Origin of the sequence: Leucothrix mucor DSM 2157, assembly GCF_000419525.1 — a bacterium.
GTDB lineage: Bacteria > Pseudomonadota > Gammaproteobacteria > Thiotrichales > Thiotrichaceae > Leucothrix > Leucothrix mucor.
In genome coordinates, this window is sequence record NZ_ATTE01000001.1 from 4,366,976 (window position 1) to 4,391,694 (window position 24,719).

Consider the following 24,719-nt stretch of genomic DNA (forward strand, 5'->3'; position numbering starts at 1 on the left):
TAATCAAGTAGTTTATTGAGTGTTGTTTCTTGATTGAAACAGAGAGCAATCATTTTTGAATGTTTTAAAAATCATTGCTCTTATCTTAGTAAGCGCAAATATCAGATAAAAAGGGTCATTAAATTTCAATTAATTTTTAAATAGGCCATTTAATAATTTCAGGCATAAAAAAAGCCGCACAGAATTAATCTTTGCGGCCAGTTTCTCCCCGAATTAATTCGGATATTATAAGCTTAGCGGCAAGAGCGGTAAGCAAAGTTATAACGGAATACCGTTTTAGTACGTAAGTCGATTGAGTCGACCATCATTAGGGCTTCATTGCCGCGTTGAGTCCGTACCGTGGCGGCTGTCTTTGAGCGCAAAATCACATCAGCACCACAAGGCGACCAAACGTTAGCCATGACACCCAGGCGATCTTTAATTAAGAAGTCATCGCTTCGGCTGCCGTTCCAGCGTGAGTTCAGGCTTGGACCTGTTTGTCCTGCGAAGAAATAATCACGGGTAAAGGTGGCTTGAGCACCACGAGGCAGGTCGGTAAAGCCACGATAGTCTGCATCGATCAGTGAAACACTTAGGCCGCTTGGTATTTTTAAGCCGAAGGCAACGTCACACTTTTTACGGTCGAAGGTACGTTGGCCAGGGCCACCGGCTTCTGCAATGTACTCATCAAACAGTACTGATACGCTCTGCTTATCGGGGGAGATAACAACCGATGCAGAGCCAGCAGGACAACCGTTACCGGCATAACCTACGTTCTGAATTCTGACATCGCTGGTACCGGCTGCAAACGTCGCCTGAGAAGCCAACAATAATGCTGAAGTGGCAAGAATTGTTTTAGTATGCTTAATCATGATAAGTATCCCTCTAATCCAAATTAAAAAAACGTGACACCAAGACCTGGTGGTTAGAGCGAGTAACTAAACTGTATTGCTGCTCTTACTTATATATAGCGCATTCTCTTACGAAAAAGGCTCAAAAATAAAATTACTTTGTTTACAGGCATAAAAAAGCCACAAACAATTTAATATTTGTGGCTTTTTAAAGCGTTAGCTATTTGGCGTATCGCTTAGCGACAAGCACGGTAAGCAAAGTTATAACGGAATACGGTGTTAGTTTTCAGGTCGGCAGAGTCAACCATCATCAGTGCTTCGTTACCACGTTGTGTACGAACTGTTGCTGCAGTCTTAGAGCGAAGTACGACATCAGCGCCACAAGCAGACCAAACGTTAGCCATTACACCCATGCGATCTTTGATCAGGAAGTCGTTACTTTGTGAACCTCTCCAAGTCTTTTTCAGGCTTGGACCACGAGCACCAGCGAAGAAGTAATCACGAGTAAAGGTTGCTTGAGCACGGCGTGGCAGGTCAGTAAAGCCACGGTAGTCAGCGTCAATCATTGAAACACTAATGCCGTTTGGAATTTTTAGTCCGAAAGCGATATCACACTTTTTACGGTCAAAAGTACGTTGGCCTGGGCCACCGGCTTCAGCGATGTAATCATCAAACAATACTGAGACACTTTTCTTATCTGGCGACAGTACGACTGATGCAGAACCTGCAGGACAACCGTTACCGGCATAACCAACACCTTCAATGGTAACGCCACCCGTATTAACATTTGCAAAAGCAGATTGAGATGCAACAACGAGTAATGCGGCAGTTGCTAATAATGTTTTAGTTTGCTTGATCATGAGAGTATCCCCGAATAAAAATGTGATTTAATAATTAATTTAAATGCTGCTTTAAAAGCTAATTGCTTGATTGTAATTAACAGTCAGTTTTTAATGCGCTTACCCTATAAGGCGCAAATAATTTAAAAAGGGGCTCACAAAAATATAAAATTATTTAAAAAGGTTTGAAGACGTAAATGCGGCAGCGATAGCGCCAAGCCCACCAGTAGGTTTGCCAGTACCTCAGCGCTACTATATAAAGAGTGCTAGCAGCCCAAATGATTGGACGACCTAAGGAGTGGGGATGAAGTTTGTACACATAAGTGATTTGCACATTGGTGAGCACGCAACCCGTAACCAGCTAGCGGTTAAGCTGGTGGATAAAATTCTGAAGCGCTATGCCTCGCAGCGAGAGAAGCCATTACTGCTGATTACCGGTGACTTTGTGCACGATGGTCAGCAGTATCAATATCAGCTGGCGGAGAAGGTTCTGTTTCGACTGCACAATGCAGGCTTCCCTATATTGATGTGTCCCGGGAATCATGACTATGGCAAGACAGGGTTATCGGATGATTACAACTCCCGTAAGCTGTATAACGAGTTTGCCCTGAAGCTCACAACCCGCAAATCTGACTCGCATCCCGGCGCTCAGAATGTTCATAACGGTCAGTGGAATTACCCACTGGTGAATCGCTTTGATGATTACTACTTTATAGGACTGGATACCATGCAGGGCGTATTTAGTCTGAGTTGGTACGCTAGGTTATGGCAAAGCTTTACCGCTGCCGGTTGGCTAGGCGCCTCACAGTTAACTGAGTTGGATGCTGCGATTAAGCAGGTTCGCCAAAAGTCGCCGAGCGCCACTATCATTCTCTATATGCACCATCACCCCTTTCAGTTTAGCTTTCGCTTTCGGGCAATGCAGTTACACGACCGTAATCGCCTGCACAGCATGATAGCCAATAAGGTAGATATTTTACTATTTGGGCATAACCATGTAGAGAAGCGCTTAGATCAGGAACAGCGTAAGCATGGGATTGATGTGGTTCAGGTGTTTGGTACCAGTACTCACAGTTCTGGTGTGCCGTTTTATGAGGTCGATGCTAAAACCAAGCGGCTACAGCGGTTTTAAAGGGTGGGATTTAGCTAGTCACCGGCTCTTTTAACATTGAGACCTGGTTCTTACCATTACGCTTGGACTCGTAGCAGGCTTTATCCGCACGAGTGAGTACGGTGCGGCTACTTTCATTAGTATTGAAGGTCGTAACTCCGATACTCACGCCAAGCTCTGCCTTGAGGTATTTACGAGAGCCTTTAATCAGTCCATTAATCTTTAGCAGGATAACCCGCATTAGCTTATTGGCTTGCTCTAAGGTCTGATTGCGAATTAACAGCAGGAATTCATCCCCACCCAAGCGGCATAGCTCATCGTTATCACTGATGTTATGGCGCAGCAGGTCGGCGATATCAATCAGGAACTGATCACCCGATAAATGCCCGCAGCTGTCATTCAGCTTCTTAAAGTTATCAATATCCAGAAAACACAGCACGCGTTTCTCAGATATGCCAAAGGGCTTTTCCAGTAGCGGCATAAAGCCTGAGCGATTCAGCAAATGAGTCAGCGGATCATGCGCAGCTTTATAGGCGAGCTTCTCTTGATAACGCGTGTCGCGCCAGACGAAAATGGCAATGCGCTTGTGGTCATCAATCACCGGTGTGGTTTTCAAATCAGCTGAGATTGTGCTGCCATCTTTAGCAATTAAAGAAACGGCTAAGCTGTGAATCGGGTGATTATTGGATAGCTCAACAATGGCTTCGGCCAACACTTTTTTGTGTGCCTTGCCATGAAACTTAAACAAGTGCTGTCCGGTGAGCTCGCCTTCATCATAATCCAGCGCACTTTCCAGTGTTTGGTTGGCTTCCAGAATACGGCCGGTTTCGAGACTGACAGACGCCAGCAAATCAGGCGAGTATTGAAACAGCGCCTTATAATAGGAGTTGGACGAGCTAATGGCATCTTCCGTGCGCTTGGCATCCGAGATATCGTGCGCGCTAACCACGATGCCGGTGATCTCATCTGATTTGTTGTAGTAGGGCACGTACAAGCAGTCCATGTGCATCGCAGACTGCGTTCCCGGATTATAAATCTTAGTCTGAAAGCGATTTTTTTCTCCGGACTTGAAGGTTTCATCCAGCTTTTGGACAATGCGAGGGGCTTTGTCGCCCTGTATCTCCCAAACGGTTTTGCCAATGATATCTTGTTCTTTGAGCTGAAAATGTCTCAGATACGAGTTATTGACGATCACATAACGATATTGCCTATCCACCAAAGACATCATTTCCTGTGATGAGGAGATAATGCGTTGGTAAACCCCAAGCTCATTGTCTTTTTGCAGCTGCTTTTGGTTGTCGATAAAAAACAGGTAGATCAGAAAATCATCTTCAGAACGGCGGCTGATCTGCAGTTGGCAATCAATTCGCTGGTTATTGATGTCTTTAAGCCCGACTTTCAATGTTAGGGAGCTGTTGTACTTAATATCTTTGAGCGCTTTGGCCAGTTGGATAAAGGTACATTCATGCATGAATTGGAAGATGCTGCGGTTTAATACCTGATCGGAGGCATAACCGGTGCGCTTCAGAAACCGTGGATTATGGTAGCTAATCAGGCCCGTGCTGCTATCAATACAGATCGTCATGACCGGCGAAATCGCCTGAATAGTTTGGGGGAGTGCGCGCATTAGGCTGGCCCCTGTACTTCGTAAATGGTGATTTGGTGTTTACCATGGCGTTTGGATTCATAGCAGGCATTGTCGGCACGCTGTAACACCACCCGACGCGACTCATTCTGGCTGTAGGGTGTTATCCCAATACTCACGCCTAAACCGCTATCGCTGTATTGCTGGTTGGCATCCACGCAGTTCTGAATGGCATCGCTGAGCGCTTGCATGATGTCATGGCTTTCTTCAATGGAGTGTTGGTGCAGCATAGCGACAAACTCATCGCCACCGAGTCGACCGACCACATAAGCAGACAAGTGCTGACTCATGAGTGCTGCCAGCTCGATTAAGAAGTTATCACCAAGCAGGTGGCCATAGGTATCATTCAGCGTTTTAAAGTTATCGACATCAAAGTAGCAGAGAATGCGGGTATCCGCCTGACGGAATCCTTTTTCATATTGCTCCATAAAGCCGGCACGATTTAATAGCTTGGTTAATTGGTCGTGAGAGGCGTCATGGGCGAGTTGTTTTTGTTTGCGGGTATCGCGCCATACAAAGATTGCGATATTGCGCTTCAGGTCCACCATCGGTGTGGTTCTTAAGCTTGAGGAGATTAACGCGCCACTCTTATGGCACAAGCAAAGCTCCAGATCGGAGATTGAGTCCTGCTCGCTGAGTAGAGCAATGGCCTCTGCCAGCGTCTCCTTACAAGGGCCTGCGTGGTAGCGGAAGATTGAGCTGCCGCACACCTCATCGGCACGATAGCCAAGCACGCGGGCGAACATGGCGTTGCTTTCAATAATGTCGCCGCTGTCTAAATTGACGGAAGCCAACATATCCGGCGAATATTGAAATAGCATCTTGTAGTGATTGTGCGACGACGCCATTTTCTGCTCTGCCGTGACTTGCTCAGTGATGTTTCGTGCGCCGATAACGACACCATCAATTTTGCCGTTTTCATCGTAATAAGGTGAGTAAGTGCACTCCAGAAAAATTGAATAGCCTACTTTGCGGTTACAGAGCAATTGCTGTCGAGTGACTTTACCCTCATCCAGCACTTGTTGAATCAGCGGGATCATACTCTCGGCATGCTGAGGGTGAACTTCCTGCACAGGGCGATGCAAAATCTCAGACTCGTGAATTCTCAGGCCTTGCAAAAAGGCTTGATTGATCATGCGGTACTTAAGGTCACGATCGAGCAGGGCAATCCATTCACTGGTCGAAGAGAATATTGTCTGGAATACTTCCAGATTATTATCCCGCACGTGTTGCTCGCGGGTATCTTCTAAAAATAATAAGAGCTGCTGTGCATTATCGGGGTTGATATAGCTGTAAAGCTGCGTTTGAAATGCGTGCTGGTGTTTATCGATAAACCCAATTTGCGCCTCTTGAGTAGGCGTGTGCTGGCTTGCGCTTAATAGCTGAGCGAGTGGGATATAGCTTTCGTCATCGACAAAGTCATAGATGGTCGCATCCTCAAGCATGTCTGGGTTGGCAACCAGATTCTCAATGAAGCGTGTGTTTTGGTAGTTGAGTTTGCCCGACTTTAAATCAATGCCGACCACCATCACAGGCGTAATTTCCTGAAGTGCCGAGTAGATATCGTCAAGTTTAAGCGTGGCTTGCATCATTAAGAAGGGCACATTCTTTTAGTAATTATCGGGCCAGCCTAGCAAGCGGCTAATGAATCAAAGATTAACTACTGGTAAGTATTTAACTCATTTTCTTATTCGCCTTGCTGCGTTGCGTGAACTTCACTAATACCGGCAGTGCCAGAAAGATCAGAATGATTCTAATGGTGTGATGAAAGCCGACAAACGCCACATCAAAACCAAACACTAAGGCCAGTAAGGTGACCTCATACAAACCACCGGGAATAAAGGCCAGTAGCATTTTGATACTGTCGATACCGGCAAAGTGCGCCAAGCCAAAGGCACATGCCCCATAAATGGCAATGATCAGAAAGGCCGTAAACAGCGCATCGAAGAAGTAGGAAGATAGCTCCCGAAAGCTAACCTCAGATAGCCTAGCCCCAACTGCGCCACCAATCGTGACTTGAGCCAGAATCACAAACTCCAGAATTCTGGGGATTTCGATTAGCCCGCTAATGTGTCCGATTGCACTCAATAGCAAAGGGCCAAGTAGATGAGGGAGAGGCAGGCGAATCCATTTGCCAATGTAGTAGCCGCCTAGCGCCAAGCCGAAAAACTCAATCAAGGTTAGCGGCGGCAGCTCGAAAATACTGGGGATTTGATTGGTAGCTACATAAGAGTTAGCCACACCTTCGCTGCCTTGGCTGATCGCCAATACCAAGGGCACCAAGCAGAACACACTGACCACTCTTAATAAGTGACAAAACACCACGAAATAATCTTTTTCCACCAAGTCGCGGCTTATGGCAATCACTTCGGCTTGTCCACCGGGTAGGCTGCACAGCAAGGACAGCATGGGATCGTAGCCACGCAGTTTGCGTAAGTACAGATAACCGCCGGAGGTCGCTAACACGGTGGCCAACAGCATCGCCAGTACGCTAGTCGTCCAAACGCTGGCATTGTGAATGATGTCGGGGTTAAAGGTGGCACCGATTAAAACACTTAAGCCCAATACGACGGTGATATGAAACCAGCGCGGCACCTGAGGTTTGGGTATCGGGCCGCGAGCCAGTTTTCCAAAGGCCCAGACGCCCAGCAGGCTGCCAAGTAAATAAGGGGCGGGTATATGGAGCTTGGTTAGCAACCATCCGCAAAGCATCGCGACGGCCAAGGTGAGGCCCAGACGTAATAGAGTGTTTGTCATTTCAGCAGAGTAGCCCTGTAAGCTGTCAGGATTCTGTCACGTTACTCATATCGTTTAGTGGCAGCGTAATTGTCACGCAGGTGCCGATGGTATCTGATTGTATGGTGAGTTGTCCCTGATGATTATTGATGATCGACTGAGCAATTGCCAGCCCTAAGCCACAACCATCGCTAGTGTCTTGCTGAGCTCGCGTAAAGCGCTCGAAAATATGTGGCATAAACGACTCCGGAATTCCCGCACCCCGGTCTCTGACTTTAATCGTCACCGTGGTTCTGCCTCGTTTGATGTGGGTGGTAATAGGTCCACCATTGGCACTGCCGTATCGCAGTGCATTATCCAGCAGGTTTTCCAATACCTCACCAAACAGGATTGGATTGCCTTTGACGAGGACAGGCCCTTCCTCGCCGGTCATCTCAATGGCAATGCCTGCGTCATAACTTTTGCGGGCAAATTGTGCTAATACTTCACGGCTGCATTCAACGACATCAAATGATTCAAATCCGCTTTGTGGGGAGCCACCTGAAATGCGCTGTACGGATAATAGTTGGTGAGTCAGGCGGGCGGTATGCCTAACCGCATTGGCCACGTCGACCACGCGCTCATGCAAGGCTTCCGGGTCGCGTACTTTCTCAGCGGCTTCAGCTTGGCTAAGAATGCCTGCAATTGGGTTGCGTAGTTGGTGAGCGGCATTAGCGATAAAAGCATCTTTTTCAGCAAAGGAATTACGTAGGCGACTAAACAGTCCATTCATGGACTGCACCAAACTGAAGACTTCTTTTGGCACCGCGCGCTGGATATCACTAATGTCTTGTGGAGAGCGCTTGTTAATGGCTTCCTCCAAATCGGTCAGTGGTTTCAATCCATATTTAACGCCAAACCAAACCACCAGAGCGGTCGCAATAGTCAGTAGGGTCAGCAAGGTAAGCGCATAAGCGGCGAGCGATAAGCCCAGATAGCGACGTTGCTCAATGGTTTGCCACACACTCACTCTCACCCAACCCTCATAGGGCGTGGTGGAGATAAATTCCCGAAAAGTGACCGCTCGCACAGGGTCGCCATTATAGGTCTGGTTATAGAAAAATGGTTCGTTGGTGATTTTAAAGCTGTCAGATTTCGGTCTGGGTGGATTGCTGTAGCCGGTATTGAGCTGGCCGTTCTCACTATTAACATGATAAAAAATTTGATCACCCAGTACTTCGGTGAGGGTTTCCAGTAAGCGCTCGGTTAGTAGGTCACCTTCACTTAATAGCACGTCTCTGACAATCACATGAGCGATCGAGTTGAGCGCTTTATCGTAAATGGCCTTAGCGGTTTCCTGCGCTTCGTAATAACGGATCGCGGTCAGAATCAGTACAAATATCATCAGAGGAATAATGATGACTTTGAGTAGTCGTGTCCGTAGTGACGGGGTGCTGAGTTTCACGCAGTTGTTTCCGCTTCCAACATGTAGCCAATGCCACGTGCAGTACGAATCGCAATACCGCAGCCTTTTAAATGTCGGCGTAAACGGGAAACCTGTAGCTCGACCGCATTCATTTCCACATCTGCGCCCACTCCGTAGAGCGTATCGGCTAGCGATGATTTGGAAATAAACTGGCCTTGTCGCTCTAATAGGGTTTCAAACAGCACTAACTCACGACGCGATAAATCAATCTCTTCCTGAGTATCGCTATAAAACAGGCGTCTGGCGCGGCGGCTTAAGGTGAGTTTTCCAATGGTTTCGTGATCTGGCGCGAGTTCTGGTCGGCGTCTTGATAAGGCACGAATTCGCGCTTCCAGCTCGGCCATTGCGAAGGGTTTGATTAGGTAATCGTCGGCACCGGCATCCAATCCTTTAACGCGATCCGGCGTTTCGCTGTTGGCGGTCAGCATAATAACGGGAAAGGTTTGCTTACGTTGGCGCAGCCTGCGGGTGAGGGTGATGCCATCCATTCCGGGTAGGTTAATATCGATAATGGCAATATCAGCCCCTTCAAACTCAAGATAGCGGTCTGCTGCTGCACCATCAGTAAACATTTCTATCGAATGGCCATCATCCTGCAAGGCTTTACGAATACCTGAGGCAAGCATCACATTGTCTTCGATTAATACGATTCTCAAGAAAATTTTCTCCCAACAGCTTTCTGACAGCTTCGCTAGATATCATGTAACACATAAGTCGGATAAGCAAACCGCAAAATGAGTTTATTTGGCTGTAGTTATTATTCCTGAGGAGGAAATTATGAAACAAGTGAATTTTGTTCGTCGTACCTTATTGAAAGCTGTGTTAGGTGCAATGGCTCTGGGCAGCGTCTCCGTATCAATGGCGGAAGTTAACTTTGAAGGCAAAATTATCGACTTCGTTATTCCGTTCTCTGAAGGCGGCGGATCTGATAAATGGGCGCGCTTCTATGCCCCATTACTGGCTGAGCAACTGCCAGGTAAGCCAACGGTTGTTGTTAAGAATATGCCAGGTGCCGGCTCTACTAAAGGCGCAAACTGGTTTGCATCCCGTGCAAAAAATGATGGTCTAACCATTCTTGGAACCTCCGGTTCTACTCAATTCCCATACCTGTTAGACGATCGACGTGTGAAGTTTGACTACGCAGACTGGAAAGTGGTGTTGGCTTCTTCAACGGGTGGTGTTGCGTATCTGCCAGCTGATCTGGCGGCAAAGTGGGAAAAAGACCCTAAGTCCATTTTAGATACTAACTTTATCTTCGGTTCTCAGGGCGCGACCCGTCTTGATCTGATTCCGCTGCTGGCATGGTCTATGTTGGGCATGAAGGTTGATCCTGTGTTTGGTATCAAAGGCCGTGGCGATGGTCGTCTGATGTTTGAGCGTGGTGAAGCGAATATCGATTATCAAACCTCCAGTGCTTTCTTATCAAAAGTGAGCCCATTGGTTGAAGAGGGCAAAGCCTTCCCAATCATGACTTGGGGCGCATTGAATGTGAAAGGCGAGATCGTTCGTGATCCTACATTCCCTGATGTTCCAACCTTCAAAGAAGTGTATACGCAGATCAAAGGTGAAGAGCCATCTGGTGAAGCTTGGGATGCATGGAAAGCATTTTTCGTAGCGGGTTTCCCTGCTCAAAAGATGGTTTTCCTGCCAAAAGATACCGACCAGGAAATCGTTGATGCTTATGCGGCTGCGTTTAAAGCCGTTATCGGCCAGCCTGACTTCAGAAAGAAGTCTGAGCAATTGCTAGGCGTATATGAGCAAGCCACTGGCGATGATGCCAGAGAGTTCAAAAAACAGGGGACTGAAGTGACCCCTGAAACTAAGGCATGGATTAAGTCTTGGTTGAAAGAGCGTTACGGCATCAAGTTATAAGCTAACGATGCCTTGTTAATCTGCAGCGGCTATCTCGGCCGCTGCATTCTGAATCCTGCTTCTCAGGTAAAATCACATGGATATTTTAGGGACTGCATTGCCAGCCCTGTCGGAGGCGTTCGCGCTCATTTTCACATTTGAGCAGATCGGCTGGCTGATGGTTGGCGTATTACTGGGTTTATCAGTTGGAGTATTTCCGGGGCTTGGCGGCATCGCCGGTCTGAGTTTAGTACTTCCTTTTATTTACGGTATGGAGCCGGTTTCTGGCTTGGCGATGATGGTTGGTTTGGTGGCGGTCATTCCCACCTCCGATACCTTTGCCTCCGTACTCATGGGGATACCGGGGTCGTCGGCCTCTCAGGCAACCGTTCTGGATGGCTTTCCACTGGCCAAAAAAGGTGAAGCAGCCCGCGCATTAGCCGCAGCCTTTACCTCATCCTTATTTGGTGGTTTGTTCGGTGCCTTTGTACTGACCTTCTTTGTCGTAATCGCTCGTCCTATTGTGTTGGCCTTTGGTTTGCCAGAGCTGTTGATGCTGACTTTGCTCGGCTTCTCGATGGTCGGTGTATTGGCGGGTAGCAGCTTGTTAAAAGGTATCGTCGCCACTTGTTTGGGTGTGCTGGTTGGTACCATTGGTGAAGCGCCAGCTCAAGGCTCTTCGCGCTTGGATTTCGGTAGCTGGTACATGATGGATGGCCTGCAGTTGGTCATTATCGGTCTGGGTATTTTTGCGATCCCTGAGATTGTTTCTCTGCTGCGTCAAGATCGTGCGATCTCTAAAGATGCCACATTGGGTGCCGGCTGGACTGAAGGCATGAAAGACTGGTGGCGCAATCGCTGGCTCTCCATTCGTTGTTCTACCATCGGCGTGATTGTCGGGGTGGTACCAGGGCTGGGTGGCTCGGTGGTTGACTGGATTGCATACGGTCATACGATGCAAACGGCGAAGGATAAATCACAGTTTGGTAAAGGTGATATTCGCGGTGTTATCGGACCTGAAAGCTCAAATAATGCCAAAGAAGGGGGTGGATTAGTCCCAACCTTGCTATTTGGTATTCCGGGTTCTGGCTCTATGGCTGTATTTATCGGCGGTATGATCCTGCTGGGTTACGATGCTGGCCCGCAAATGGTGACGAATGACCTACCAATTACCTATACGGTTGTTTGGTCTCTTGCGCTAGCCAATGTATTTGGTGCCGGTTTGTGTTTGTTAATGTCCGGCGGAATCGCCAAATTAACGACGATTCGCTTCCCGTTACTGGTTCCGTTCTTATTCATGATGATTACCTTCGCGGCGTTCCAGTCTCGTCAAACCCTTTGGGATTTGGTGGCATTGGTCGCGATCGGTTTACTGGGTATCTTCATGCGCCGCTTTGATTGGCCACGTCCTGCTTTCTTGATTGGTTTTGTACTCGCGAGTCAGGCAGAGGTGTATACCTATCAGGCGTTCCAGATTGCGAGCTCTAAATTTAGTCGTGAAATGGGCGATGGTCTTGAATATATTTTCTCGCCGATTGTACTTGTTTTAGCCGTGATTACGGTGGCATCTGTTTGGTTGGGAGCGCGTCAGTCTAAAGCGATCCGCCCACCAGAAACTCACCATGAGTGGAATAAGAAGCCGGCTGTTTGGTTTGCTGCATTTATCTCCGTATTCCTGATTGCCTCATTGGTTGATTCAATGATGGTGAGCGTCACGATTGATAAGGTGTTCCCTTTGACGGTTGCCTGCCTTGCGATCTTTGCAATGGGCTTACTACTGATCAAAATGCGCCGCAGTCCTGCCACTAACAATCTGTTCTTTGATGTTGAGGTGGGTGGTGAAGAAGCGGAAGCGCCGCATGGCTTGTGGAAGACACTGGCATGGTTCCTGTCACTGCTCGGTTTAACCGCGCTGTTCGGATTCATTATTGCGATTACTTTGTTCTTCATTAGCTTCCTGAGAATCCGTGGCGGAGCTACCTGGATGCGTACCATGACACTAACCGTATGTGGTGTTGGCTTCCTGATCTTTGTCGCTTACATGCTAAACCGTGACTTCCCACCTGGCTTATTGCAGGAAATGGTTGAGTTACCTTGGCCGTTACGAGGAATATAACTATGTCTGCACAAGTCGCAATTCCTTGTTTATTGATGCGTGGCGGTACCTCTAAAGGGCCGTATTTCAACCGCCATCATTTGCCGGAAGACCTTGATCAATTGGCGAAGGTGTTAATTGCCGCTGTTGGCTCCGGTCATGCCTTAAATATTGACGGCATCGGTGGTGGTGCAGCGGTCACCACGAAGGTGGTGATGGTGTCACCTTCGCAAGATGAATGGGCCGATGTTGACTACTTTTTCGCGCAAGTGAATGTGGTTGAGCAACGCGTCGATTTTTCTCCCACCTGTGGCAATATGCTGGCAGGTGTGGGGCCAGCCGCTATCAGTATGGGCATGGTGACAGCAAAGCCCGGTGTCACTGAGGTTAAAATTCGCTCGGTGAATACCGGTGCCTTGGTCGAAGCCATTGTGCAAACACCAAAGCTGCCAGTGCCTTCTGTGGAATACTCCGGTACGGCTCGTATTGATGGCGTGCCGGGAACAGCAGCACCGATTCTGCTGAAGTTTATGGGTGTGGTTGGTTCTAAAACGGGTGCCTTATTCCCAACCGGTAACGCCAAAGAGCAGATCAATGAGGTGGATGTCACTTTGATTGATGTGGCCGTACCCATGATGATTGTGCGAGCACAAGACCTTGGTTTAAGTGGTCATGAAACAGCCGCTGAAATTGATGCCATGACTGAGCTCACTGCGCGGATGGAAGCTATGCGCATCGAAGCTGGACAGCGCATGGGGCTTGGCGATGTGACTGAAAAAGTCGTGCCTAAAATGGCCATAGTGGCCAGCCCGGCTAATGGTGGCAATATTGCAGCACGTTACTTTATGCCGTGGAGTTGTCATCCATCCATGGCAGTGACGGGCGGTATCTGTATTGCCAGTTGCACCTTGGCACCGGGTACTGTGGCTGAAGGGCTTGAATCGTTAAATGCTGAAAACCCAGGCCATGTAGTGATTGAGCACCCGATGGGCCAGATGGACGTAATCGCTGATTACTCCGTTACTGAGGGTGTGTTTGAACTCAACAGTGCTGGCATTTTGCGTACTGCGCGTTTGCTGATGCGTGGTGAGATTATGATTCCCGCAGCTGTTTGGGAATAATGTTTTAACCCTGGTAGGCGCTCTATGGCGTTCTACCGGGGGCTTTTTAAAATCCCGCCGTAAAATCCTCATACTCTAAACCCCTGATGGCTAGCTGCGCGGATTAATGTTAAAAATTAACAACTTAATTTTGGTATGGAGGGCGTATGAAAGTTGCAGTATTGGATGATTATCAGGATGTGGTTCGCAAGCTGGAGTGTTTCAGTGAGTTGGCCGATCACGAAGTGACGGTGTTCACCACGCCACCTCAATCGCAAGATGAATTGGTTGAGCGCCTGAAGCCCTTTGAAGCCTTAGCGCTTATTCGCGAACGTACCATTATTGATAACGCGCTGTTGGCCCAATTACCTAATCTCAAACTGATCAGCCAGACCGGTAAAATCAGTAATCATCTTGATTTAGACGCCTGTACCGCACACGGCGTATCCGTCGCCGAAGGCCGCGGCTCACCGGTCGCACCCGCCGAATTGTGCTGGGCCTTAATCATGGCATCCAGCCGACACATTGTTCCTTATGCAGAAAACTTCCAGCAAAACCGCTGGCAGCATTCCGGCCCATTGGGTTTGGGACGCGCGCTAAATGGGCTGACGCTGGGTATCTGGGGCTATGGCAAGATTGGTCAGCGCATTGCGCAATACGGCAAAGCCTTTGGCATGAATATACTGGTTTGGGGGCGTGAGCCTTCTCGCGAGAAAGCGATGAGTGATGGCTTTCAGGCGGCAGAATCTAAGCAGGCATTCTTTGCAAACTCGGATGTGCTATCGCTACACCTGCGCTTAAATGATGCTACCCGAGCTTGTGTCACTGCGGATGACCTTGCCCAAATGAAGCGTGATGCCTTAATCGTGAATACCAGCCGAGCAGAGCTGATTGAGTCGGGCGCATTGCTAGCGGCGCTAGAAGCAAAGAGACCGGGCTTTGCTGCACTGGATGTATTTGAAAATGAACCGGCTTATTTATCTAACGAGCCATTATTGGGTTTGCCGAATGTATTGGCGACGCCACATTTGGGTTATGTAGAGCAGGGTGGTTACCAGCTGTATTTTAGTATTGCTTTTGATAATGTGGTGAAGTTTGCCGAAGGTAAGCCGGAGAATTTGGCTAACTAAAGTAGTGTTAGCAGTTAGCAGTTAGCAGTTAGCAGTTAGCAGTTAGCATCATTGCGGTCTTGTATCGAGGTCGTAATGACGCGCCGCTAATAAACCATCATTGCCACTGATTTAGTAAATTATAAAATGACTCCGCAGCGGTGGTCAGGGTATGACCTGAGCGCCGCACGCTACCGATAACACGCGTTACCGCTGGGCCCACTAGTGGCTTTGCAATGACCCGCTCTGGTATTTGGCGCGGAATAGCAGAGGAAGGCAGTATCGAAACACCTACCGCTGACTCGGCCAATCCTAATAAAGTCGCTGAATGCCGAACCTGATAAGTCCACTCCAGCGCCACCTCACTTTGCGATAAGGCATTATCAATCAGCATGCGGTTGCCAGTACCTTTCCAGGGAATGGCAATTGCCTGATCATGTAGATCAGCCCAGCTGATTTCAGTTTGTTGGCTGAGCGGGTTATCCGGATGCATGGCTAGCACAAAGTGATCATCCAGCAAGTGCTGAAACTCCAGCCCCGGCTCCTGCGCACCCATAAAACTAATCCCAAAATCAGCCTCGCCCTCGGCGACTGCATCCACCACGTCATTAGCAAATAAATCCATTATTCGAATGCGTGAAGTGAAACCTGCTTCCCTAAACTGCTTGATCAGCTGCGGCAACATGGCATGGGTTGCAGTTTGAATAGTGGCAATTGTAATAATGGTATTGCGATGATGTTGCAGCTGCGACTGCTCATCGCTCACGGCATAAATGGCTTCTTCGGCATTATCTAAAATGGCTTTGGCGCGATCACGAAACAGCCGTGCTGCCAGCGTTAATTTGAGTGAGCGGGTAGTGCGCTCAAATAAGGTTACCCCCAAACTTTCTTCCAGCTTTTGAATGCGTCGGGTCACGGCAGATTGTGAAAGGTGCAGCGACTCGGCAGCCCGCTGAAAAGAGCCTAATTCAGCCACGGCCAGAAAGGTGGATAGGTCGGTGAAATCGAAATTTATGCGCATACTGCAATAATAGTTAGAAATTCGGCATTTAACAAATAAATCATAACTCGCTACAGTGGACGCATCTCAAAACAGGCCAATGCCTGATCGACTCTCTTGCGAAGTGATGCTTATGAAACAATCGGTTAAACAGTCAGATATCGTCATTCTCGGTGGTGGAAACGCGGCGCTTTGCGCAGCCATTACCGCGGCTGAAGCCGGTGCTAAGGTACTGATACTGGAAGGCGCACCGAAAGCCTATCGTGGTGGTAATTCACGCCATACCCGCAACTTTCGTTGTATGCACAAAAAGCCGATGTCGGTGTTGGTTGATGATTATCAGCCGGAAGAATACTACGAAGATTTATTAAAAGTGACCAAGGGCAAGACTGATCCTGAGTTGGCGCAAATGGCCATTAATGCTTCTGAAGAATGCCTACCTTGGATGGAAGCGCATGGAGTGCACTTTCAACCATCACTTTCTGGAACGCTATCGTTGGCGCGCACCAATGCCTTTTTTAGTGGCGGTGGCAAGGCGCTGATCAATGCCTATTACCGCACCGCGATTGGCTTAGGTGTTGAGGTTTTATATGAAGCACAAGTCACGCATTTAAGCTTGGAAGGTAAGCGTGTTACGGCAGTTGAGTTCACCTATGAAGGCGAGAAGCACACGCTAAACCCAAAAGCCGTGATTGCGGCATCTGGCGGCTTTCAGGCAGATACGGATTGGTTGGCCGAAGCATGGGGGCCAGCGGCTAAAAATTTCCTGATTCGCGGCACACCTTATAACCGTGGCGTCGTATTAAAGGATTTGTTGGATCAGGGGATTCAGTCGGTCGGCGATCCAACGCAATGCCATGCGGTGGCCATTGATGGCCGTGCGCCAAAATTTGATGGCGGCATCGTGACGCGTTTGGATTGCGTGCCATTTTCCATCGTCGTGAACAAGCACGCACAGCGCTTTTATGATGAAGGTGAAGATGTTTGGCCCAAGCGTTATGCCATCTGGGGGCGCTTAGTGGCCGCGCAGCCGGATCAAATTGGTTATGTGGTCATTGATGCCAAGTCGCTGAATTTGTTTATGCCCTCGGTATTCCCTCCGATTAAAGCCGATAGCATTCCTGAGTTAGCTGAGAAAATGGGGCTACCCGCGGATGCGTTGCAAAAAACGGTTGATGAGTTTAATGCAGCCTGCACTGAAGGGGATTTTCACCCCACGGAGCTAGATGGCTTAAGCACGAATAACCTGACGCCACCTAAAACCAACTGGGCGCGACCAATTACCGAAGCGCCATTTTACGGCTACAGCCTGCGAACCGGCGTAACGTTTACGTATCTGGGTTTAAAAGTGGATAAAACCGCGCAGGTTCAAGGGCCGGAAGGCGCTGTTGAAAATCTATGGGCCGCCGGTGAAGTAATGGCGGGTTCGATTTTAGGTCAGGGCTATTTAGCCGGTTTTGGTATGACAATTGGTACCGTTTTCGGTCGTATCGCAGGAAAAGAGGCAGCACAGTATGCAAATCAATAATCTTATCGAAGAAGCTAAGCGTCAGGTCGACATTTGTAATGCTTGCCGCTATTGCGAGAGTTTTTGCTCGGTATTTCCGGCGATTAGCCGCGAGCGTCAATTTGCTGATGGCGATATTACTCAACTCGCGAATCTCTGTCATAACTGCCGTGGCTGCTACTACGCTTGCCAATACACCGAGCCACATGAGTTTAAAATCAACATCCCTAAAGTACTCGCCGAAGTCCGTCAGGAAAGCTGGCAGGAAAATGCAGTGCCAGCGATTGCCGCCAAAACCTTTCACAAAAGCGGCGCGATGATGTCACTGGCTGTGATTGCAGGTTTGGCATTTATTCTGTTTATGTTTCAGCTGGCAGCGGGTGATGGTACAGGCGAAGGCTTTTATGGTGTATTGCCGCATAACGCCATGATCGCAGTATTTATTCCGGCGTTTTTCTTCCCGCTAATCAGTATTGCCATCAGCCTGCATCGCTACTGGAAAAAGATTGGTGGGCAGCGCCTGAAGTTATCACACTTTGCAACGGCACTCGGCTCAGTCGCCAAGCTTAAAGACTTATCTGGCGGGCATGGCGAAGGCTGTAACTTTGAGGATGAAGACCGCTTTAGTAATGCGCGTCGCTGGTCGCATCAGGCCATTATGTATGGCTTCCTGTTGTGCTTTGCCTCAACCAGTATTGCCACGTTGATGCATTATTTCTTTAATATGCCAGCACCATATCCGCTGTTCTCATTGCCAAAGCTGTTTGGAATTACTGGTGGTGTCATGCTGAGCTTGGGTACTTTGAGCATGGCGCGCTTAAAGCTAAAAGCGGATAGAAACTTGGGTGATGCCCATGTCTGGGGTGGTGAAATGGGCTTTGTGCTGCTGTTATTCTTTGTTAGCACGACCGGCTTGGCTCTGTATATCTTCGGTTCAACTGGCGCAATGCCTACTTTGCTGGCGATCCATTTGGCCTCGGTATTAGCCTTCTTCCTACTCACGCCATTCTCAAAAATGATCCACGGTTTTTACCGCATGGCATCATTGCTTCGGGATGCGCAACTAAAAGCCTGATTGCTACACACATACAAAACCGCTGGTGCAGAGTCTGCCCGGCGGTTTTTTGCATTACGCTTGTCAGACGTCCACGCTTTTTACATCCTCACTCCATCATTCCTGCACATTTTAGGGTTTTAATAACAGCCTCATAATAACAACGCAGGAATCGCTCATATGAAAACCGCTAACAAATTAATTTTAGGTACTGTTCTTTTAACGCTGGCTGGCATGGCATCTGCTCAACGCCCAGGACCAGGCGGCCCACCAAAGGAAGCAGTGGAAGCGTGTTCAGGTAAAGCAGTCGCGGCTTCATGTACAATGACGACACCTCGTGGCGACGAAGTAAGCGGTCAGTGTATCGAAACACCTGATGACCAAATGGCATGTTTACCAGAAGGTCACGATCCTAAAAGCGGCGGACGCCCACCAAAACAAGGCGAATAAGATTGCGCAGTAAGACTGCAATCGTCGCATCAAGGGACAGTAAGTTTGAGTAAAATACGTTTATCGATATCTCACAAATTGATGCTGGCATTCCTGGGGCTAACCTTGGTGGTACTTGTTGCCACACTGGGGTTGGCCCGTTGGAGTTTCGAGCATGGCTTTCGTGACTATGTGAACGCTCTGGAGCAAACCCGGCTCGCGCAGGCGAGTGAGGATATTGCCCAGCTGTACATCAATAATAATAAGCAGTGGGATGGCATTGATAAGCGCCAGCTACAAAATCTGACCAATAATATTCCCTTCGACTTTGATGATCCCGAATCTCCCGTGTTATCAGGCCTTCCTTCATCTTCAGAGCCGCCATCACCATCGTTTGGACGACCACCGCCGCCACGAGGTGGAATGCGCCCAGAGGGAATACCGCCAAAAGGGATGTCTCTAGAGGGAATGCCGCCACAAGGAATGCTCCCGCCAGAGGGTTTTGCACCCCTCGAACTGGAAGGTCAGTCACGACCCAGAGGGCGACCCGCCGGAAAACCATCACCGCCAACTGCCGTGTTTGAGTTAGATGGTTCGCTAGTTGTCGGTCCCACTTTCAGAGGCGCGGATGAGGAGTTAATGGTGGTGCCGATTGAGGTCGACGGTCAGCAGATTGGTACGGTGAAAAGCGAGCCGAAACGTCGCTTCAATTCACCGATCGAAACGGCCTTTGCCCGCCAGCAAGTCTGGACTAGTGGGTTTATAGGCCTTGCCTCTTTATTGCTGGCTGCAGCCGTTTCATGGTGGCTAACTCAGTTGCTGCTATCGCCGGTTCGCCGCATGATTCAGGGTATTAACCGGCTTTCAAAAGGTGACTACAGTCAGCCACTGACATCTGAAGGCCGTCATGATGAATTCGGTCAGCTAGTGGTTGATATCAATCACTTGACCAAAATGCTGGAGAAAAACCAAACTTCCAGACGACGCTGGATTGCCGATATTTCACATGAACTGCGCACGCCAATGGCGATCCTAACCGGTGAAATTGAAGCACTTAAAGATGGTATTCGCCCCTTTGATAAGCAGCAATTACAGTCTCTGGATCAGGAAATTCAACGGTTGCGGCATTTAACCGATGACTTGTATCAGCTATCCGTTTCAGATATTGGTGGGCTGCGCTATGAGTTTGCAGATATCGACCTGCGTGATTCTATCGATGAGGCCATTGGTGGCTGTCGCCTCAGTGCCGCAGAACAGGGTTTAGAGCTTGTCTTTGAGTCTGCTTCCTCACAAATTATCAGTGCGGATGCCAACCGTATTAACCAGTTATTGCTAAATTTGATACGCAACTCAATGGCCTATACCGATGCTCCGGGTCGCATTCAATTAGCGCTTGAGCGTGAAGACGATAATGCGGTACTCACCATTTGCGATACGCCGCCCGGTTGCCGCAAAGCGGAGTGCGAGCAGTTATTTGAGCCTTTGTACCGACAGGATCTATCGCGCAGTCGCCGCAGTGCCGGAGCCGGTTTGGGCTTGGCCATCTGCCGTAATATTGTAGAAGCACACCGCGGCACGATTAGCGCCTCGCCATCCTCACTTGGAGGGCTTAAAATAAGCATTCTATTGCCACTAGCGGAAACTCAAGCATGAGCAAAGCACACATTGTAATTGTCGAAGACGAAGCAAAAATCGCACAGATTTTGGTGGATTACCTCAAGAATGATGACTTTGAAACCACGGTTGTTGATAGTGGTGGTCAGGCTGTGGAAATCATTCAACGTATCGCACCCGATCTGGTCTTGCTGGATTTAATGCTGCCAGAAAAAGATGGCATGACGATTTGCCGTGAAGTGCGCCAGTTCTCCAGTGTGCCGATTATGATGCTCACCGCTAAGGTCGATGAAATTGATCGTTTAATGGGCTTGGAGTTTGGGGCCGATGATTATGTGTGTAAGCCATTTTTACCGCGCGAGGTGGTGGCGCGGGTAAAAGCTATTTTACGTCGGGTGCAAATGCCAGCGGCTGCGGTAGAAGCGGATACCTCACGCTTAAGCTATCGCAGTATTACATTGCAGCCAGAGCGTTATTTATGCCTGATTGCTGATGAGCGAGTGGAGTTGACGCCGGTAGAGTTTCGCTTGCTGCAAACTATGATTGCGCAGCCGGGCAGGGTGTTTTCGCGGGAAAATCTGATGCGTGCCAGCTATCCGGATCGCCGTGTGGTCAGCGATCGTACGGTGGATAGTCATGTGAAAAATCTGCGTAAAAAGGTGAATGCCGTAGTGGGCGATGAGGATTTAATTCACTCAATTTATGGGGTGGGTTACAAGCTGGAGTAGTCAGTTACGCTGTGGATAAAACCGTGCATAACTGACTAACAACTGATGAATAACTAATTTAGCGGTTAAACGCTTAAGTTTCAAAATAGCGCTTACGCTTTACCGTAGCGCGCTTCACCTTGACGTCGGAATTCACTTGGCGTCATTGCCTTAATTTCCATAAAGCGGCGATTAAAGTTAGCCACATTATTAAAGCCAACATTATAGCAAATGGTGCTGACATACTGGTCAGTTTCCATCAGTAGCTGGCAGGCGCGGTTAATGCGCATGCGATTCACAAAGTCAGTAAAGGTATTGCCGGTGGCGCGTCGGAAGTAGCGTGAAAAGCGGCTTTCATTCATGCCAATACGATCGGCAATCTCGCTCATAGTGAAAGGTGATGCGTAGTTTTCAGTAATGTAATCAACAATCTCGCTGAGTTGCTTTAGCGAAGCGTCATCATCAAAACTTTGCAGCTGTACATTCGACAGCAGATTGAAATCACGATGGCTAGAGAGTACAGACAGCAGCTTTAGAAATTCACCGAAGCGCTCCAGTCCGGAGGTGTTCATGATCTTTTCCATGCTCTCATTGGCAATATCGCTAATACCAATAAACTCAATGCCGTGTTTTGCCCGCTCAAGTAGCGGCAGGGTTTCTTTCAACTCAGGTAGCCACTCGCTGGCCTTGCGTAAAGGCTCATCGGTAAATTGAAGCACGCGATCACGTAGACCAACGCCTGCTTCGGGAATATCAGTGGAAATCCAGTTATGGGGGAGGCGGGGGCCGGTAAGGACCAGGTTGCCCGGCTCAAAGCGGCCAATGTAATCACCAACAAAGGCTTTGCCGCTAGTGGCACAAATCAAATGAAGTTCGTACTCTTCATGATAATGCCAGCGAATCAGAGGGTTTGGGGCGCCATGCTCCAGACAACGAATATAACCAAAGGAACCTTCAGGTTCGTACCCAAGGTCAGGCTTTCGTTGAAAGTCGCGTTCCATAACCGGAACACGCGATGCTTTGCTGTGTGGATTAATTGTCGCCATTTTTCCTCCTATGGCATGACACTACGACCATCGACATCCAATGTCAGGGCAGTAATCTATACCTGTTTTCATTAGTAAGGGACTCGGCGGCGCAGTATAGCATTATACCAATAACGCCGCCGTGCCCTACAAACTAATCACTTCATTTGATAAACGCTTGAACTCGCTTATCTGCACCACGTAACGCTTCAGTCAGCGCCTCGTTACCAGCCAGTTGGCCAAATAACAGTGGCTCAGCAGCAAACGCCAGAATAGTGTCTTCAGCTTCACTAATACGCTGTGCACTAGCTGGGTCCATCGCTTGGTCTTGGTAGGTGTATGCCAGTTCGCCGCGTTGCTGGCGCTTTAAAAACTCCAGGAACAACGCAGGTAACATCGCCACTGAATCCACGCTACGGCCACCACTGAGTGCTTCTTCCAAAGTCGGCAGAATAAAGCCCGGAATTTTGGAATAGCCATCCATGACCACACGCTGATTAGTATCCTGAATATTCGGGTTACTAAAGCGATCCAGTACCACATCGCGGTACTTAGCCAAGTCGAGCGGGTACGGGTTTTGTGTCGCCGTCAGGCATGGAATCACATCATCGGTTACATAGTCGTAAGCCAATTGACGGATATCCGGATCTTGCGTGCCTTCGTGGATATACAAATAACCGCGCAGTGTGCCAGCCCAAGCGATACAGCTGTGCGTAGCGTTTAGCAGCCGGATCTTTGCCTCTTCATACGGCATCACATCCTCAACCATTTCTACGCCTGCATTTTCCCAAGCAGGGCGACCAGCAATGAACTCATCTTCGATGACCCATTGGATGAAGTCTTCACCCATCAATGCCGCTGCATCGTCAACGCCGGTTGCGGCTAATACACGCTCGCGAACATCGGCTGTTGGACGAGGCGTAATGCGGTCAACCATGGAGCTTGGTGCGCTCGTGTTTGTCTTAACCCACTCCAGCAGCTCAGTCTCACCACGCAGTTGTAAAAACTGCTCAAGACCGTGTGAGAAGCGATGACCATTACTGCGCAAGTTATCGCAGTTAAGGAGTGTCACCGGGCCTGCTTTACTGTCCATACGAGCGGCTAGCAAAGCGGCTACTGCACCGTAAATCGTGCAGCGAGTGTCACCGGCCAGGTCTGTTTTCAGGTCAGCATAGCTGGGGTCCAGCTGGTGATGCTCATCCTGATAATAGCCTGCTTCAGTCACGGTAAAAGAGATGATGCGGGTTGCCGGATTACTGGCAACCTCGATCAAACCTGTCAGCTCAGCATCGTAGTCGATAATCGATTGGATCGATGTAATCTTCTGATACTTACGCTCACCGGCAGGGCTCACTGTTTCCAGTGTATAAGCGCCGCCTTGTGCCTTGAGTGCATCCATCGTGCTTTGCATATCAGGGCGCAGATTGCCGCCCACGATATGCCAGCTCTTGTCGCCACTGTCATGCAGGTTTTGCATGTAAACGGCTTGATGCGCACGGTGAAACGAACCGAGACCCAGATGTAACTGAATCAATCCGTTTGCGTCGTTTGTCATGCTGCTTCTCCTTGGGCATCGTGCTTCAGGATTTCGCCTTTGTCATCAAAGTAATGCATGTGGTCGGTGTCCCAAGTAAAGGCAGCCACATCACCAATTTTCAGATCAGTACGCGTGTATTGACGCACGATTACAGCCGCTTCAGTCGCGAGACCTAAGTTGATGTGAATCAGTGTTTCGTTACCCAGTGACTCCACCAGCTCAACGTTACCTTTAAGCGGGCTGTCGTTGATCGGGCACAGTGTTAAATGCTCTGGACGAACGCCAACTTCGGTAGCGCCTTTCGGTGCACCAGGCATCAACTTAGCAGGCAGCAGGTTCATCTGCGGCATACCAATAAACTGAGCCACAAAGCGGTTCGCTGGAGCGTCATATAACTCTAGTGGCGTACCAACTTGCTCGATCACGCCGTCTTTCAGTACCACAACGCGGTCAGCCAAAGTCATTGCCTCAACCTGATCGTGTGTTACGTAGATGGTCGTTGCACCCAACTCACGGTGAAGTGCCGCAATCTCAACACGAGTTTGGCCACGTAAGGCCGCATCCAAGTTAGACAGAGGCTCATCGAACAGGAATACCTTCGGTGAACGCACAATGGCACGACCGATCGCAACACGCTGGCGTTGTCCACCAGACAGCTCTTTCGGAGTACGCTTCAGGTACTTAGTCAAATCCAACTTATCCGCAGCGCGCTCAACTTTTTCCTTGATGACCGCTGGATCTACTTTGGCTATACGTAAGGCAAAGGACATATTGTCTTCTACCGTCATGTGTGGGTACAAAGCGTAGGACTGGAATACCATCGCCAAGTCACGCTGTGATGGTGGTGTGGTTGTGATGTCTTTGCCATCCAGTACCAACTCACCGCCATTGATCACTTCCAAACCAGCGATCATGCGCAATAGCGTGGATTTACCGCAGCCTGAAGGCCCAACAAATACAACAAACTCACCTGCTTCAATCTCCAGGTCTACACCTTTGATTGCGTGCAGTTTGCCGTAATACTTATCTACTTTATTTAATGATAAAAATGCCATTTTAAAAAAC

Annotated in this window: 21 protein-coding genes; 10 read left to right on the forward strand and 11 right to left on the reverse strand. The window is 48.8% G+C overall.

Features of this window, described 5'->3' with window-relative positions:
* Nucleotides 1-233: 233 nt before the first annotated feature.
* Complete coding sequence (locus LEUMU_RS0119875) at nt 234-851, reverse strand: DUF4360 domain-containing protein (RefSeq protein ID WP_022954055.1); 618 nt, start codon at nt 849-851, stop codon at nt 234-236.
* Between the two features lie 215 nt (nt 852-1,066).
* Nucleotides 1,067-1,690, reverse strand: coding sequence for a DUF4360 domain-containing protein (locus LEUMU_RS0119880; RefSeq protein WP_022954056.1), 624 nt, complete (start codon nt 1,688-1,690; stop codon nt 1,067-1,069).
* 283 nt (nt 1,691-1,973) lie between these two features.
* On the opposite strand from LEUMU_RS0119880, the gene LEUMU_RS0119885 reads away from it, so the two are divergent.
* Nucleotides 1,974-2,801, forward strand: coding sequence for a metallophosphoesterase family protein (locus LEUMU_RS0119885; protein ID WP_022954057.1), 828 nt, complete (start codon nt 1,974-1,976; stop codon nt 2,799-2,801).
* A gap of 10 nt (nt 2,802-2,811) precedes the next feature.
* Here LEUMU_RS0119885 and LEUMU_RS0119890 read toward each other — a convergent pair whose 3' ends face one another.
* From LEUMU_RS0119890 to LEUMU_RS0119910, 5 genes are all read right to left on the reverse strand, one after another.
* Nucleotides 2,812-4,407 carry a diguanylate cyclase domain-containing protein gene (locus tag LEUMU_RS0119890; protein WP_022954058.1) on the reverse strand — a complete coding sequence of 532 codons (1,596 nt, stop codon included), beginning with the start codon at nt 4,405-4,407 and terminating at the stop codon, nt 2,812-2,814.
* Nucleotides 4,407-6,017, reverse strand: coding sequence for a sensor domain-containing diguanylate cyclase (locus LEUMU_RS0119895; protein ID WP_022954059.1), 1,611 nt, complete (start codon nt 6,015-6,017; stop codon nt 4,407-4,409). The genes LEUMU_RS0119890 and LEUMU_RS0119895 overlap by 1 nt, the downstream gene beginning before the upstream one ends.
* Nucleotides 6,018-6,099: 82 nt before the next feature.
* Nucleotides 6,100-7,182 (reverse strand): AbrB family transcriptional regulator, encoded by a 1,083-nt coding sequence (locus tag LEUMU_RS0119900; RefSeq protein WP_022954060.1) that lies wholly within the window; start codon nt 7,180-7,182, stop codon nt 6,100-6,102.
* 25 nt (nt 7,183-7,207) lie between these two features.
* A complete protein-coding gene (locus LEUMU_RS0119905; RefSeq protein WP_022954061.1) occupies nt 7,208-8,605 on the reverse strand; it encodes a sensor histidine kinase in 1,398 nt (465 codons plus the stop codon).
* Nucleotides 8,602-9,282 (reverse strand): response regulator transcription factor, encoded by a 681-nt coding sequence (locus tag LEUMU_RS0119910; RefSeq protein ID WP_022954062.1) that lies wholly within the window; start codon nt 9,280-9,282, stop codon nt 8,602-8,604. Before LEUMU_RS0119910 ends, LEUMU_RS0119905 begins: the two co-directional genes overlap by 4 nt.
* Nucleotides 9,283-9,403: 121 nt before the next feature.
* On the opposite strand from LEUMU_RS0119910, the gene LEUMU_RS0119915 reads away from it, so the two are divergent.
* The 4 genes from LEUMU_RS0119915 (at nt 9,404) to LEUMU_RS0119930 (ending at nt 14,802) form a co-directional block, all read left to right on the forward strand.
* Nucleotides 9,404-10,498: a Bug family tripartite tricarboxylate transporter substrate binding protein gene (locus LEUMU_RS0119915; protein WP_022954063.1), complete on the forward strand. Its 1,095-nt coding sequence runs from the start codon at nt 9,404-9,406 to the stop codon at nt 10,496-10,498.
* A 76-nt stretch (nt 10,499-10,574) separates the two neighbouring features.
* Nucleotides 10,575-12,593 carry a tripartite tricarboxylate transporter permease gene (locus tag LEUMU_RS0119920; RefSeq protein WP_022954064.1) on the forward strand — a complete coding sequence of 673 codons (2,019 nt, stop codon included), beginning with the start codon at nt 10,575-10,577 and terminating at the stop codon, nt 12,591-12,593.
* A gap of 2 nt (nt 12,594-12,595) precedes the next feature.
* Nucleotides 12,596-13,693: a 4-oxalomesaconate tautomerase gene (locus tag LEUMU_RS0119925; protein WP_022954065.1), complete on the forward strand. Its 1,098-nt coding sequence runs from the start codon at nt 12,596-12,598 to the stop codon at nt 13,691-13,693.
* Nucleotides 13,694-13,839: 146 nt separating this feature from the next.
* On the forward strand, nt 13,840-14,802 hold the full coding sequence (locus tag LEUMU_RS0119930) for a D-2-hydroxyacid dehydrogenase family protein (protein WP_022954066.1): 963 nt from the start codon (nt 13,840-13,842) through the stop codon (nt 14,800-14,802).
* 97 nt (nt 14,803-14,899) lie between these two features.
* On the opposite strand, the gene LEUMU_RS0119935 is transcribed toward LEUMU_RS0119930, so the two are convergent.
* Entirely contained in the window at nt 14,900-15,802 is a 903-nt protein-coding gene (locus LEUMU_RS0119935; protein ID WP_022954067.1) for a LysR family transcriptional regulator, read from the reverse strand.
* A 112-nt stretch (nt 15,803-15,914) separates the two neighbouring features.
* Here LEUMU_RS0119935 and tcuA point away from each other — a divergent pair, with 112 nt between their 5' ends.
* The 5 genes from tcuA (at nt 15,915) to LEUMU_RS0119960 (ending at nt 21,113) form a co-directional block, all read left to right on the forward strand.
* Entirely contained in the window at nt 15,915-17,309 is a 1,395-nt protein-coding gene (tcuA, locus tag LEUMU_RS0119940; RefSeq protein ID WP_022954068.1) for an FAD-dependent tricarballylate dehydrogenase TcuA, read from the forward strand.
* Entirely contained in the window at nt 17,296-18,363 is a 1,068-nt protein-coding gene (tcuB, locus tag LEUMU_RS0119945; protein WP_022954069.1) for a tricarballylate utilization 4Fe-4S protein TcuB, read from the forward strand. Before tcuA ends, tcuB begins: the two co-directional genes overlap by 14 nt.
* A gap of 159 nt (nt 18,364-18,522) precedes the next feature.
* Nucleotides 18,523-18,792 carry a hypothetical protein gene (locus LEUMU_RS26985; RefSeq protein WP_022954070.1) on the forward strand — a complete coding sequence of 90 codons (270 nt, stop codon included), beginning with the start codon at nt 18,523-18,525 and terminating at the stop codon, nt 18,790-18,792.
* Between the two features lie 45 nt (nt 18,793-18,837).
* Nucleotides 18,838-20,424 (forward strand): ATP-binding protein, encoded by a 1,587-nt coding sequence (locus LEUMU_RS26990; RefSeq protein ID WP_157474406.1) that lies wholly within the window; start codon nt 18,838-18,840, stop codon nt 20,422-20,424.
* Nucleotides 20,421-21,113 carry a response regulator gene (locus LEUMU_RS0119960; protein WP_022954072.1) on the forward strand — a complete coding sequence of 231 codons (693 nt, stop codon included), beginning with the start codon at nt 20,421-20,423 and terminating at the stop codon, nt 21,111-21,113. Before LEUMU_RS26990 ends, LEUMU_RS0119960 begins: the two co-directional genes overlap by 4 nt.
* Nucleotides 21,114-21,205: 92 nt before the next feature.
* Here LEUMU_RS0119960 and LEUMU_RS0119965 read toward each other — a convergent pair whose 3' ends face one another.
* The 3 genes from LEUMU_RS0119965 to LEUMU_RS0119975 form a co-directional block, all read right to left on the reverse strand.
* Nucleotides 21,206-22,138 (reverse strand): AraC family transcriptional regulator, encoded by a 933-nt coding sequence (locus LEUMU_RS0119965; RefSeq protein ID WP_022954073.1) that lies wholly within the window; start codon nt 22,136-22,138, stop codon nt 21,206-21,208.
* Between the two features lie 142 nt (nt 22,139-22,280).
* Nucleotides 22,281-23,672, reverse strand: a complete 1,392-nt coding sequence (gene dalD, locus LEUMU_RS0119970) for a D-arabinitol 4-dehydrogenase (RefSeq protein ID WP_022954074.1) — start codon at nt 23,670-23,672, stop codon at nt 22,281-22,283.
* On the reverse strand, nt 23,669-24,709 hold the full coding sequence (locus tag LEUMU_RS0119975; RefSeq protein ID WP_022954075.1) for an ABC transporter ATP-binding protein: 1,041 nt from the start codon (nt 24,707-24,709) through the stop codon (nt 23,669-23,671). Before LEUMU_RS0119975 ends, dalD begins: the two co-directional genes overlap by 4 nt.
* Nucleotides 24,710-24,719 lie beyond the last annotated feature (10 nt).